The organism is Pseudoalteromonas sp. SWXJZ94C, from assembly GCF_015864385.1.
In the GTDB taxonomy this organism is placed as follows: Bacteria; Pseudomonadota; Gammaproteobacteria; order Enterobacterales; family Alteromonadaceae; genus Pseudoalteromonas.
Map to the genome: position 1 here is coordinate 1 of NZ_JADYXF010000072.1, position 14149 is coordinate 14149.

At 34.7% G+C, this 14149-nt stretch carries 9 protein-coding genes; 7 read left to right on the top strand and 2 right to left on the bottom strand.

The window, feature by feature from the left end; all coding sequences use genetic code 11:
* The first annotated feature begins 668 nt into the window (after window positions 1–668).
* Together I6F65_RS19945 and I6F65_RS19950 are read left to right on the top strand one after the other, a co-directional pair.
* Complete coding sequence (locus I6F65_RS19945; protein WP_197114571.1) at window positions 669–2207, top strand: glucan biosynthesis protein; 1539 nt, start codon at window positions 669–671, stop codon at window positions 2205–2207.
* Between the two features lie 240 nt (window positions 2208–2447).
* The gene (locus I6F65_RS19950; protein ID WP_197114573.1) at window positions 2448–3212 is read left to right on the top strand and encodes a hypothetical protein; all 765 of its coding nucleotides are present in this window, start codon (window positions 2448–2450) and stop codon (window positions 3210–3212) included.
* A 1231-nt stretch (window positions 3213–4443) separates the two neighbouring features.
* Here the strand turns inward: I6F65_RS19950 and I6F65_RS19955 are convergent.
* Window positions 4444–6432 (bottom strand): methyl-accepting chemotaxis protein, encoded by a 1989-nt coding sequence (locus I6F65_RS19955; protein ID WP_197114575.1) that lies wholly within the window; start codon window positions 6430–6432, stop codon window positions 4444–4446.
* A 721-nt stretch (window positions 6433–7153) separates the two neighbouring features.
* On the opposite strand from I6F65_RS19955, the gene I6F65_RS19960 reads away from it, so the two are divergent.
* Together I6F65_RS19960 and I6F65_RS19965 are read left to right on the top strand one after the other, a co-directional pair.
* Window positions 7154–8011, top strand: coding sequence for an immunity 49 family protein (locus I6F65_RS19960; RefSeq protein WP_197114577.1), 858 nt, complete (start codon window positions 7154–7156; stop codon window positions 8009–8011).
* Window positions 8008–8850, top strand: coding sequence for an immunity 49 family protein (locus I6F65_RS19965; RefSeq protein WP_197114579.1), 843 nt, complete (start codon window positions 8008–8010; stop codon window positions 8848–8850). The genes I6F65_RS19960 and I6F65_RS19965 overlap by 4 nt, the downstream gene beginning before the upstream one ends.
* A gap of 146 nt (window positions 8851–8996) precedes the next feature.
* On the opposite strand, the gene I6F65_RS19970 is transcribed toward I6F65_RS19965, so the two are convergent.
* On the bottom strand, window positions 8997–9464 hold the full coding sequence (locus I6F65_RS19970; protein ID WP_197114580.1) for a hypothetical protein: 468 nt from the start codon (window positions 9462–9464) through the stop codon (window positions 8997–8999).
* Window positions 9465–9658: 194 nt separating this feature from the next.
* Between I6F65_RS19970 and I6F65_RS19975 the strand changes: the two genes are divergently transcribed.
* The 3 genes from I6F65_RS19975 (at window position 9659) to I6F65_RS19985 (ending at window position 13598) form a co-directional block, all read left to right on the top strand.
* The gene (locus I6F65_RS19975; protein ID WP_197114582.1) at window positions 9659–10804 is read left to right on the top strand and encodes a DNA cytosine methyltransferase; all 1146 of its coding nucleotides are present in this window, start codon (window positions 9659–9661) and stop codon (window positions 10802–10804) included.
* A gap of 356 nt (window positions 10805–11160) precedes the next feature.
* Window positions 11161–11445, top strand: a complete 285-nt coding sequence (locus I6F65_RS19980; protein ID WP_024609675.1) for a hypothetical protein — start codon at window positions 11161–11163, stop codon at window positions 11443–11445.
* A 413-nt stretch (window positions 11446–11858) separates the two neighbouring features.
* Window positions 11859–13598, top strand: coding sequence for a hypothetical protein (locus I6F65_RS19985; protein WP_166109167.1), 1740 nt, complete (start codon window positions 11859–11861; stop codon window positions 13596–13598).
* Window positions 13599–14149 lie beyond the last annotated feature (551 nt).

Sequence of the window (14149 nt, forward strand, 5' to 3'; positions counted from 1 at the left end):
TTCCATGTCGCGTCTGTTAACATTAATCTTGGCATGAGGGTTCGGTGTAACGTTTTTTAGCGAATTCAATTATACCTCATCCTCATGCTGTTTGTTTTTTATACCGCAAAGATCAACACGCCCTAGTAAAGTTAGCTATTAAGAGCAAATTTATAAGTGGCGAGCCTCTACGTTTTAAAGCAGCTAAATGCGTTAATTCATCGTATGGCGTACTCTCTTTTCAGTATCTAAATAAAATCCTTATCTATATAAATGCCAGTAATACAACAATGCTGTTATGTTGCATACCCTTGGCTTTTGTTGCTCGTAATCAGTCTTGACCCTCGTTTAAAACGAATAGCGAATAGTAAAACCTGACCATTGACGGATGTTTACCTTAAAAAAGTAGGTAACTATAACGTAAGTTACCTCATGTATTTTGACTGCTTCGCATAATAACTGGTGCTATAGCTACGTATTTTATACTTTGATGGCATTATTAAACGCGCATAATTACTCCAAAAAGATAATTAAGTATGGAAAGTCCAGCACTTGCAGTCAAATAACAATGCTTTAGTAAACGCTAGTTCATATTACGTGACGTAATATCCCTACAGAACTTTAAGTTAAACGTACGTTCGTGCAGCGTTCCTATTTTTATTAGACTCAATTTATTGGAAATTCTTTTTATGAAATTAAAGTTATTTATCGCAATTATTTTTAGCACCTCAATGTCGTCTCATGCGGCAGCAACATTAGATAGATCGGAGTTTACATTCGAGGACCTAAAAGCGCTTGCAAAAGCCTCTGCAGGGGAACCCTATTCTCCAACCGTGGTTCCTGCTCCTGAGTTAATTGATAAAATTACTTATGATCAACACTGGAAAATACGCTTTAAAGAAGAAGAAACCTTATACCCAAGTGGAAAAATGGCACCCGTACAATTATTTTATCCTGGTCGATATTTTCCAGAGCCTGTAAGTATTTACATCAGAGACAATAAAAATCAGGTCCAAGATGTGCCATTTAGTAATGAGTTTTTTGATATGCCAGCTGATAGTCCGGCACACGATCTCCCTGAAGGTTTTGGATTCGCAGGCTTTAGAATAATGCGCCCAGATATGAAACCAGATTGGATATCTTTTCTTGGTGCGTCTTATTTTCGTACCGATGGACCACAAGGGCAATATGGGTTATCAGCCCGAGGTATCGCGATTAATACGGGTATGAACCAACCTGAAGAATTTCCGCGCTTTTCTGCATTTTGGATTGGTCCTGCAGAGCAAAAAGGAGAAAGTTTATCTGTTTGGGCATTACTTGATGGACCGTCTATTACCGGCGCCTATCGGTTCGGTTTAACTAAAGACAACAAAAAAGCCAAAGGGCATATTACATCTGTTACCGCTAATTTGTACATGCGCGACGATGTAGAGCGATTAGGCGTAGCGCCGTTAACCAGTATGTATTGGTATTCAGAAAAAGATAAAACAATCGCTAAAGACTGGCGTCCTGAAATTCACGATAGTGACGGGCTTGCAGTTCACACTGGAGCAGGCCAATATATTTGGCGCCCACTGAACAACCCTCAATCGGTATCGACAAATAGCTTTGTTGATAACAACCCAAAAGGGTTTGGTTTAATTCAAAGAGATCGTAATTTTGATAACTATCAAGATGATGGCGTATTTTACAATAAGCGTTCATCAGCGTGGATTAAACCTATTGGTGAGTGGGGTCGGGGCGCAGTTCAGTTAATTGAAATCCCAACAAAAGACGAAACGTTTGATAATATTGTTGCCTATTGGGTACCGGAAAAACCAGTTCGTAAAGGCGATGAGTTTACCTTTTCTTATGATATTGAATGGCGACCACTCGATCCAAAATCAAAAGAGTTAGCAAGTGTTGTGAATACTCGACAAGGTTTAGGAGGAATCCCTGGGCAACCAATTCCTGAAGGCGTTAACAAAATGGTAATCGACTTTGAAGGACCGGTATTGGATGGATTAGATCAAAAAAGTGGTATAAAGCCTATTGTTGAAGCCAGTAATGGTGAAATATTAGAGCCTATTGGGGCTTATCCAATTGTTGGTACAAACCAATGGCGATTAGCCTTTGATTACAAACAGACTAACAATAATCCAGTGAATATACGCGCGTATTTAATCGATAAAAAAGATAAAGCGATAACCGAAACATGGGTAAGTGACGCAAAGGTCACTATTAAGTAAGCGTAAATGTAAAAACGGGTGGCTATGTATTGCTTTGCAACGCAATTGTAGCCCCTGTTTTTTTGTTTAAGCGGTTATTGAGGCTGTAGAATTTTTGAAAATAGTCTGTTTTATGAATTCCAATTGTATTACCTAGTGCTTTAAAAATGATTAGGATTGATTTCAAGAAACTCGGTTTTTAGTAAACTTTGGCTGTTACAGGTATTCTAAAGCTTCGCTATGTTTCCAATAGGAATTCTCATGAAGTTTGAGTATAAAAAAGAGTACTGTGATGATTTTCTTTGTACCTATTACCGTATTCACGACCTGGATGACATTAATAAACTATTAGATGAAGTACAGGTATTAAGTCGGGAAAATCAAGGTTATAGGTTTATTATGACCTTAGATGATATGGGGCAAGCCTCTTATACATCGATGCATTCAAAAATGAGCAATGATTTGGATGATGGTACATGGCTTAGCACTGAGAATATTGATCCATCATGGATGGACGGAAGTTTCTTACGCGATGACCTTAGTTTTGATCAGCAATTTTTAATTCGAAAATTAGGTTTTAAGCATGGGCTTTCTAAAGTTCAGCTTGAAGATGTTTTCGAAAAAAACTTGTTTTTAGATCAAGAGTCTAAAAAAGAAATTATTGAATCTAATAAAAATCCATTAGCAATTATAGACAAAGAAGTTTATTTGCTTAAAGTGCCAGTAAAATATAGCTATGAAGCAATATTTTCGTTTCCAAATGGCTATTTTAGTTGTGACCTTTCTCCATTTGAAAACTATAGGTTGGCAGAGCATTTAGAGAAGGAATATGGCTTTCATCTATTTGGCATTGGCGCTAGCTATATTTCATTTAGTAAAGGACCTGATTTTGATGCTCAAAAGATTGAAATGCTCTTAGAATTTTTAGCCAAAATTTACCTTAAAAATGAAGATAAGGAATTTATAGATTTTATGAGGCTTAGTATACTTAATAGAGATATTTTAACTTTACGTTATTCAGAGTAATCGGCTTTGTGAGCTAATTAATGGTGAAAAGGTTGCTGTTAATGGCAAACTTCAGCCTGAGTCAACTTACCGTGGTTTTAAAATACAGCTGAAATGCTAAGGTGATAAAAGCAAAGTTAATTATTAATTTCAAGTCGAAAACGTTAATATTGAATCTAACGGGTATTGGTGTGAAGGCAATTTGATAGCAAATTATGCCTGTATCGAAATTGATTAGTGCAAACCATGCTAACAAGCTAATTAATCAGGAAAAAAGAGTTTTCTGTTTTCCTCCCTGATTTTTTAGTCAATAATTTTTACCTATGGCTTTACGTGTTTAAAATAGCGAGTTACAAATGGAAGTAGGTACAACATCATTAACATTTTTTTATGGTATTTATTATGTAGGCTGGTTTCTTATCAATCTATTGGCTGGCGTTTACATATATCGTGATGCTAAAAAATTACCTCAACTTTTTCTAAACTCGAAGCCAATTTGGTGGTTTTTTTCATCTTTATTTCTTGGTGGTATATGGTGCATTTTTGTATATTGGGCAATACACCACTCATCTTTTAGCAATAGGCTAGGTGAAAAGAACACATAGTAAGTCGTTAAATTAAGATAAATGATAGTTGGCTTGTACGCTTTAGAACACGTAAGCCAACTACTTTTTCCTATTTGTTAGGTGTGATGAGACAAAATAATAAATCATCTTTAAAAGTGCGTATTTGGATTAATAGCGCTAGTCATCGTTTTGTCTATTTTGACTAGTGTTAAATTTAATGAGCAAATTAATGCGTTGCCTAATATCAAATGCTGGCGTGTTACAAATGTGATCACTTTAAAGTCCCCCAATCAAAAAAAATCAGGATAACTGGCGAATTAGTTATTGTTGTACACCCGAAAGATGCCCAAACTAATATTCTAAATTTTTAATGACACAACCTATAAAATACTTGTGTAAAAAGCGCTCTGTATTTTTTAAACTTATCTTTTGACTTTATTATTTTTCGGGGGATTACCAATCCAAGAGGGAATTAGTTGGATGATTTTAGTAATGAAAATCTGTATGGAAAACAGCATTGCTAATCACAATTAAATAATGAATTAAAACAGCGGGTTGTTTGCTAAGCTTTGTTTAACTCATAACCTTTAGCTTGTTAATTATGAGTTATGGATAACGTTTTATATATTACAGGGCTCAGTAAATGAGAGCCCTGTAATATCTCTCATTTAGTTTTTGATTGTGTATTAACGATTATCTAAAGTAAAATATTTTAGTGTTTCCTTCATCGTTGCGGCTTCATTGCTAAGCTCTTCTGCCGCTGCGGCTCCTTGAAGAGAGCCAGCAGCATTTTGTTCAACAACATCACCTACCGATACAATAGAACGAGAAACCTCATCAACTGCATACGACTGCTCATTACTGGCTAAGGCGATTCGGCTAACTGATTCTGTTGTATCATTTATGCTTTTAAATATTTCTTGAAGTGCCTCATACGTATTTTTTGCAATAACAGAACCGCTGTCTGTTTTAGAAGAGGATAGTTGAATTAATTTTGCAGTTTCTGCTGCCGCATTAGTGCTTCTAGATGCAAGCCCTCTCACTTCATCAGCTACAACAGCAAAACCTCGACCCTGTTCACCTGCTCTAGCAGCTTCAATAGCAGCATTAAGTGCAAGTAAATTAGTTTGCTTTGCAATCTCATCAATTGTTTGAAGAAGCGTTGCTATATTTTCACCCGCTTCTTTAATCTCGTTCATAGCAACAATCATCTCTTGCATATGTTGTTGCCCCTCAACAACGGCTATTTGAGCTGAGTTTGCGTATTGGCTTGCTTCTTTTGCACTGAGTGCATTTTCACTTGTTTGTACTGATAGTTGTTCTAAAGCAGCAGCAATTGTTTGTAAGTTGTCTTTTTGTTGGTTTGCACCATCGGCAAGTGCGTGACTAAAATTAGATACTTGAGAGCTGCCAGCAGCAATTTGATCTCCTGCACTTTGAATGTTGGCTAATATAGAATTTAGGTTTTTAACCATATCCTGTAATGCTTGTCCTAGAATATCTTTGTCTGATGCTAATGTGACTTTTGCAGAAAGGTCGCCATCAGCAATTTTACGAGCCAGTACGGCTTTGCTTTGCAAACTTTTGACCATTTCACGTACAGCCGCATATAGGCTTGTATTTAGTTCATTATTATTTGGTAAATCCGTCGTTAGATCTCCTTTTGATACTCGTCTAACAATATTTGTTACAACCGTTGGATCACCACCTAAGCTAGCTAGGGTTGAGCGTGTAATAAATACAGCAATAAAAATACCGAATAAAATAGCAATAACGGCAATCACTTCAACCAATACCACCGCTGTAGCATTACTTTGTTGTAATTTTGGACCTAGAGTATCTTGAGCATCTTTTATTGATAATTGAAGCTCTTCTGTCGTTTTTGCAATGATGGGTCCTATACGATTCAATGTTTGATTAATAATATTATTACGCTTGTATATCTTGTTTACTACATCGTCAAAAGCTTGTTGGTATAGTGTACTGTTTTCGATTACTTCTTTCAGCTGTGCTCTACGTTCAGGGTTTTGTAACTCATTATTTAATATGTTTAATGTTGCTTTCATATCAGCAAATTCTTTTACTACACGTTCAACATCACTTTGTGTATTAGAGTCTAAAAATTTTAGTGCATTTACACGCGCTAACAATAAGTTTCGTGTTGCTAAAGAGGCACTATAAGCCGCCGATATATCACCATCATTTTTTGCCGAAATAAGTATTTTCGTCAGATTTTTTTCTATTAAAGCTCCCTTAACGTTTAATACGTTGTTAACCAATCTATTTCGTTCTTTTTTTAAAGTAACAACATTCTCAAAAGCAAGGTTGTATTGGTTTAGCAAAGTATCAACTTGTTTAATTTTTTCCGATTGCTCAGGATTTTTAATTAAAGTAATAGCCTCAGCAATGAATTGCTCCGTTTTGCTAAAATAGGAGTCAAAATTTTGCTTATCTTTTTCATCAGAAGTTGCAATAAAGTCTTTCATACTGATACGTACCATCAACATGTTTGCTTGCACGCGTCCGACTGCATTCGCGGCACGCGCTAAAGATCTATAATCACCAAATCCGCTAGAAGCGGACGTTAGCGCAACGGAACTTGTGATACTAACTGAAGCTAATAGGATCAAAACAAATGAAAACCCTAAATATAATTTTTTTGAAAAACTGAGCATTACTAAAAATCCTTACTTCAGCTAAATAATGAGATGGTATAAAGAAGTGCATTATAATTAAAATAAGTAAATAATGTAATCCTTTAATACTATTTAAAATAATGGAAAACGAGTCTTATTTTTAACCAAGGCTTATTTAAACTGTATTTAAATTAGTATCATAAGCAGGCTGATTGTTACTTGCTTGTTGTTTGGTAATTACAGAAATCATTGAACCAAAATAGGGGCTCGGCTATGGTTTATTTCTTAATAAAAATAAATTAAAAATAGGTTAAATTTAGGCTCGTTATAACGTAGGTATTACGGACCAACTATCTTCATATTTAAAAGCTCAACGTATATGGATAAGAAAATAAATGTGCCTTTATAGTTTATTTTAGCCCGCGTAATACCAGATAAATCATTAATTATCGAATCAATTTTGAAGATAGCGAGCTCGATAAAATAAACGATTATTGTATTTCTTCTCTGTGTTGATTTGGAGTGAGTGCTTTTAATGAAACTCTTGTTGGTATGCTTTTGTGTAGGTTTAAATTATGGAAATAGCGACCTTATTTACTATTTTGATATGAACTTTGGATGTTTGAATTAGACCAATCCACAGTGAGCTTTGTAGGTAAGTTGTTCTTAAAGCGTTATTTCAGTTTTAATACAGGTAGCTAAAACCCTAGAATAATCCAAGTATATCAGCATTTAAAAACGACAAATGGGTACCAGACCAATGATAGAACGACACTATAAAGAAACGCATATGGAATTAGTCATTAAAGATATTAATAGATTTGAAAAGCGAATACCAAGAAAGATAAATACTATTAAAAATAAAAATAGTGGTGAAGTTCTTGGTAGCTCTATTCAACACGCATTACATGCCTTTGCAGATTCTGTACTTGCTGAATTCGATCACTCAGATCAATTGCGTTACCTCATGCTGCTTAAAGAATTTGGTACAACAAATTTTGAATTTGTTATGCGTGTTGATGAAACTTTTCCTGTTATTATGGATGGTGAAACCTTTGAATTGACGGGGGCACATAAAACTGATTTTGTAGATACCGGTCATTGGGAAAAGGCATTTTATAGCGCAGTTATTTTACGAGATCGCTCCGCAATCCACTCTTTGAGAGACGTTGAGGAAATCGTTTTTTTAAATGCCAATCTCAAGTGTAATAGTTTTGACTTGGCATTGGTTAATATTATGCAGAATTTATTTACCGGCGGTGCGGATATGGGAGACTTGCTAGAAAAAGCATTACTAGCTGACGATCCGGATTACGATCGCCTACCTTATTCTTCTCACATTTTATTACCTTTAATTGCAGTATACCGTTGTATTTTTACCCCTGATGCGGAGGCTGAATTTAATAGCGAAATGCGTGATGCATTAGAAAAACATAAAGTCTTTTGGAAAAAACAGAACAGCATGAATAAAGAAGGTTGGATTTCTTTGCCTTTAATTGCAGCAGCCGCGTTTGCTTACGACCGAAACGGTTACAAATTAGATTTTGAAACTGATTACATCCCTGATTGGTTGGTGAAAGGGGAGTTCATGAATAATTACAAGGAGGTTAAAAAATGATAGAACGACACTATAAAGAAACGCATATGCACTTAGTGATTGAAGATATAAATATATTTGAAAAGCGGATACCAAAAAAGATAAATACTATTAAAAATAAAAATAGTGGTAAAGTTCTTGGTACTTCTATTCAACACACATTAGATGCCTTTGCTGATTCAGTGCTTGCACAGCTTGACCACTCAAAGCAATTACGCTATCTCACGTTGCTTAAAGAATTTGGTACAGCAAATTTTGAGTTTGTTATGCGTGTTGATGAAACATTTCCCGTTACTATTGATGGTGAAACTTTTGAACTGACAGGGGCGCGTAAAACTGACTTTATAGATACCGGTCATTGGGAAAAGGCATTCTACAGCGCAGTTATTTTACGTGTTCGCTCAGCAACTCAGTCTTTAAGAGACGTTGATGAAATAGTTTTTTTAAATGCCAATCTCAAGTGTAATAGTTTTGATTTAGCGTTAGTTAATGTTATGAAAAACTTATTTACCGACGGTGTGGATATGGGGGACTTGCTAGAAAAAGCATTATTGGCTGACTCTCCGGATTACAATCGCTTACCCTATTCTAATCATATTTTATTACCTTTAATAGCCGTGTACCGCTGTATTTTTACCCCTGATTCAGAGACCGAATTTAATAGCGAAATGCGTAGTGCAGTAGAAAAACATAAAGTCTTTTGGAGAAAACAGAATAGCCAGAATGATGAAGGTTGGATTTCTTTGCCTTTAATTGCAGCCGCCGCATTTGCTTACGACCGAAAGGGTTACCAATTAGACTTTGAGACTGATTACATCCCTGATTGGTTGGTGAAAGGGGAATTTTTACTCAAAGAGTAAAAAGGGATACGTTTTGAAGTGTCAGCATTGAATTAATATAGGTTGCTCAGTGCTTAAATGAACCTATATTATGATGATTGCTGTGTTAAAAATCAAAGACGCTACGTTCTTTGATTTTTACTAAGTTAAAGGTTATTTATCTAAATTTAGAATTGTTGAACCCATACTACAGCCCCATATATGATGATAACCATTACACTTATACACAATAAAATAAAGGCGCTACTTAGCCAAACAATCCATGGCTTATTGTGTTTTAGCCCTGTATTTTTTTCCCGTTTATTTTTATTAAATAATAAAATAGTGGTTAAGAATGATCCCAACGGCAACAGTGCGTAAAAAATGATATATGGAGAATGTAATTGATAACTAAAGTTAATAATTAATAACTGCACTTGAGAAAATTCTATTTCGGCTGCTTTGGAGAGCTCAATTAACTCTGGAACATAAAAATAAACCCACCCATAAAAAAAGACTAAGAAGATAGTCAATAAACTAAACAAAAATCTCATTTTGCTCTCCGTTAAAAAGTAAAGTACGTCTATTTTATTTTTTGCCTTGGTATTATGTGGGTAACAATACTTGGCGCTTAAAGCTAGCTGTAATTTTAACACTTAAAAGTATCATAACGGTATTAAAAACAGACATTTATTTTATAGATACCCGCAGGGTAATGCCCTTAAAAAATAAAAGCCAACCGTAGATGATTATTTTTTAAATACAGAAAATATTAAAGTCTATTTTTACACATTTCATGGCAAGGCAAATGCTATTATTTAGCTTTGAATAAATACAGTTTAAGGTTTATATGAATTCTATTGAGCTTTTTTCAGGGGGCGGAGGATTAGCGCTTGGTTTGATTAAAAGTGGCTTTCATCATAAAGCGATTGTTGAGCTAAACAAAAATGCTTGTAAAACAATTCGAGCAAATAGTGTATTTGATTTTGGAAAATGTTTGCACGAAGGCAGTGTCGTAAATTTTGATTATAAGAAAGTGACCGGCGGTATTGATTTAATAGCTGGAGGTCCACCTTGCCAGCCTTTCTCCTTGGGTGGTAAAGCTAAAGGAAATGAAGACTCCAGAGATATGTTTCCTCAAGCAATCAGAGCAATTCGTGAAAAAAGACCAAAAGCTTTTATATTTGAAAATGTTAAGGGGCTGATGAGAAAGTCATTTTCTGCTTATTTAGAGTATATTACTTTACAGCTTCAATATCCTTCGGTTACAAAAAATATCAATGAGCCTTGGGAAAAGCACAAGTCTAGATTAGAGCGCCATAACGCGCACACTGACCACCCTCTCGAATATAAAGTAACCTGCAAACTTGTTAATGCAGCTGATTATGGTGTTCCTCAAAAACGAGAACGTCTCTTTTTTATTGGCTTTCGCTCAGACATTGACCCTGATTGGACCTTTCCTAAACCTACCCACTCAGAAGAATCTTTAATTTGGGATAAATGGATTTCGGGTGATTATTGGACACGGCATAACTTACCTATCCAAATAGCAGCAGGTAAAGTGTTAAAAAAGGTGGATAATATTCGAAAAAAATATCATTTATTAAAACCACAAAGCCTACCTTGGGTAACAGTACGCGATGCTTTATATGATTTAGCAGATTGCGAACATAAAGATGCGAGTAACTATAATCAGCATGTTTTTAAAAGTGGGGCTAAAATTTACCCTGGTCATACCGGAAGCTATATAGATGAGCCATCAAAAGCACTTAAAGCAGGGGCGCATGGAGTGCCTGGTGGAGAGAATATGATTCGTTATGAGGATGGTAGTGTTAGATATTATACTGTTCGCGAAAGTGCAAGAATTCAGGCTTTTCCAGATGATTATATTTTTGAAGGCTCGTGGGGAGAAGTCATGAGGCAGCTAGGTAATGCCGTTCCAGCTAAACTTGCAGAACAAATAGGTTTGTCTGTATTTGCAGCGTTAGAACGTTAAAATATTGGTACATACAGGCTTAATATAACTGCTTAATAAGCCTCACGTATAACCTAAAAAATGGGCAAATCTTGCCTCAATCAGAATTAAAGTTTTAACCATTCAAAGTTATCGCCATCGAATAAACTATAAACTATGCTTTCGCTCTACAGGGGTTTATAAGCCGTTTTATACTAATGAAATGGCTATTAGCTCTTCTAGAAATCAATTAAAATACGACTAAACCCGTTTTTATATTCTGTGTGAAATACAGTAAACGATTGAACCAAAATAGAAATTCGGCTATGTTTTGTTTATCAATAAGCACAAATAAAAAGCGGGTTAATATACTTACTCGCTATGTTGCGAGGAGAGTTATGAGTACAATTCATAATTGGGCGTTGATATCAGTTGAGTTACTAGCAGCATATACACTTTTACCATCTAGTATCATAGAGTCGGATTTTGGTTATTGCGAAGAGGATTTTTTAGAGTATTTATCTGTAAATGAATTACGTCTGGCTATGGAGGAGTTGGACGGTGTAATGGTAAACAATATTAGCCCTGGAGTTAAATTTTGGAAGCACATGTTAAAAGCTGCAAGCTTAATGAAATGCACAGAGCATTATAAAAAATATGAGCGGTATAAAGTAACAACATAAAAAATCGACAATGGCTAAAATTAACAAATTACATCTCCGCTCACTTTTGTCTGTTATTTAACCATAGCTAAAATTAGGATAGTATTAATTCTAATTATTATTGTTGCTTGTAAAAATGCCATACGTTTTCAGTAAATGGAGTTTTAAGATGAAAAAAGAGTTTCAGTTCAACAGCTAAAGGGCATGATACTAACGTTGTTAACTCATGAATTCGACATTTCATTTTTAATCAGAACGACAGTGGTTTCATCAAATGGAACACAGAAAATATATATACCCCGATGACAACCCTGAATAACAATATACCTTGATATGAATATTAACAAGTTAGAAAATAACGAGTATATTCATCTTAATATTATCTCATTGAGCATAATTTCAGTAGTAATATTATCTTTAATGGAAATTAAACTATGCACTTTTATAAACCAAGGCAGATTGGTGACAAGCATGTAATTAAAGTTGCTCAAGCATTAAATGAATATTTACAAGGAGAATTAATGCCTGATAAAAGTTCAATTAGTGGCGCGACAGCATTATATATTATTGATAAGCAGCCTACATTTGAATCCGTAATTAGCAAGTTTGAATATGAAAGACCAGATCAACACTCAGATTTAACTTTAGTTAAACCTGGAGGCGAAACTGTATTAGTTAACTTATACAAAATAAAAAATAATCAACACATACAGCCTAAAAATTTAGGGGCGAAAAGTTTTATTGAAAAATACTTTGGCTCTTTAGATTTACAAACTGAATTTAATAAAGATTTTGAGGATGTTTATCGTGATTACTTAGAAGGTATTATTACCACTGTGGGTGTACAACCTGATCCTTTAATGTCGATTCGTGATTTAAAGAAAATTGTACGATGTAACTACTCAAAATTCGAAAAAAACATAGACAAATATCGGTCGCGGTTACTTTATGAATTAAGAGAGAAATGCTTTTTTTTATTTTTAAAAGAGTACAACAGTAATAGCGGCTCAATTGAGAGTGCTTTTAATACTTTATTTATGACTGACTCATTCAATGTAGTCACACGATACCGAGATGACGAGTTGCTCAGAGTAGAAGAATTTTTAGTTAAAATTGGTAGCATCAAAAAGGTCAGTATATCAAAAGTCGGGATGAATTCTCTTGGTATTACCTCTGATAAAATAACACTGCTACTTCGCTTTAAGTTTGAAAGTAACCCTACAAGTTCAATCAAGCTGGCGACCAGCTTTGCAAAATCCTCAGATAAAGACACTACAGTTTCGGAGAATAGAAATTCAATTTCACTTTTTAAAAATGCTATCTCTAACAGGATGCTCATTGACATTAAATCCCGTGATAGCAATGCCATTGGAAAATGTGCTGAAGCCATTTTTTATTTCCAGTTTCTCAGTGATAATGATGCTATAAGGCAAGTTGATAAAAATAATTTCATTAATATGCTTAATACATATGCGAAAAATGTCCCGAATAAAGATCTAGACGATATTCTTTTATCGGTGGTACAAGCTACTAAAAAATTAGCTAATTTTATCATCGATAAGTATGGGTCACACACTATCGAATCAATAGAGCTAGTTCCTGAAAACTATTTAAAAAACCGATTAGATACCGCTGATTTAGAGCTTTTGCTTAATGTGTCTGGAAAATATATTACTGAGCCTATTTCGCTTAAAGCTATGGCTAAAAATACGGGAGAAATTATCTGTAAAAATCCGGGGGTTGGTAAAATAATGAGTTCAACTTATTTTAATCTCGATCAGAGGCACCTTTCCTCACTTGTTGATGAGGCAAAAAAAGATTTTAAAGATAATAAATTAGATCATCGAGAAGCTTTAGAATTCATCTCAGATAAAATTGCTTATCAACTTGTTAATGCACCACAAAGTAATTTAGTAAAAGGGCTTAAAGCAATACTCGGTGAGGCGTTAGTTATCGTTTTGTTTTATAACAGAAATCAATCTCTGATATTTGAGCACGACGAGCATATTTCAAATGTAACTGTTCATAGGAATACACCGAGTTTGATTCAAAATGGCCTGTCGTGGAGAAATGAAGATCATTTGGTAAGTATGAGAGTAAAATTTTCAAAAGGGCAAAGTTATGGGTGGAGCTCTTTAAAATTAGCCTGCTCATATAGTATAAGAGTGTGTTGACTTTTTAGTAGCTCGTCAGGGTCAGGCTTTTCTTTTTGCCATTTGTGATTATTGTATTGCTTATTTTATTGGAATATCAAGGCAGAGCATTGCATTATTACTTAACTGAATTTGAATAATTAAAATAACCGTGAGGCATTATTGAGTATTGCGATGTTGGTTTTTTTCTCTTTGGATCGTTTTACCTGCATTAATTTCGGGATAGATAACTTAAAAAATCACACCTTATTGGAGCTGCGCATTATTAGTATTGTGCTAAATTCAAGTTTTAATATTTATAATCGTAGCTCTAACGTAAAATATAAGAAGCACTTTAAACTAAGCCGTAGAGAGTGCCACAAATTATGACAAACCACTTTTAGGCTTAATACACCCCGTTAATTGCTAAGGAAAGCTTATGAAGACATTGTTTACTATAATTTTTGTATTAGTGTTTTTTGTCCCTGGTTTATTTTTAATATATGGGTCTATTTTTAGGGCGTGTTGATCTTTGCGGTATAAAAAACAAACAGCATGAGGATGAGGTATAATTGAATTCGCTAAAAAACGTT

Bases quoted from the DNA above. Each gene is read 5' to 3' on its own strand.
- I6F65_RS19945 (WP_197114571.1), top strand. From the start codon at position 669: ATGAAATTAAAGTTATTTATCGCAATTATTTTTAGCACCTCAATGTCG.
- I6F65_RS19950 (WP_197114573.1), top strand. From the start codon at position 2,448: ATGAAGTTTGAGTATAAAAAAGAGTACTGTGATGATTTTCTTTGTACC.
- I6F65_RS19955 (WP_197114575.1), bottom strand. From the start codon at position 6,432: ATGCTCAGTTTTTCAAAAAAATTATATTTAGGGTTTTCATTTGTTTTG.
- I6F65_RS19960 (WP_197114577.1), top strand. From the start codon at position 7,154: ATGATAGAACGACACTATAAAGAAACGCATATGGAATTAGTCATTAAA.
- I6F65_RS19965 (WP_197114579.1), top strand. From the start codon at position 8,008: ATGATAGAACGACACTATAAAGAAACGCATATGCACTTAGTGATTGAA.
- I6F65_RS19975 (WP_197114582.1), top strand. From the start codon at position 9,659: ATGAATTCTATTGAGCTTTTTTCAGGGGGCGGAGGATTAGCGCTTGGT.
- I6F65_RS19980 (WP_024609675.1), top strand. From the start codon at position 11,161: ATGAGTACAATTCATAATTGGGCGTTGATATCAGTTGAGTTACTAGCA.
- I6F65_RS19985 (WP_166109167.1), top strand. From the start codon at position 11,859: ATGCACTTTTATAAACCAAGGCAGATTGGTGACAAGCATGTAATTAAA.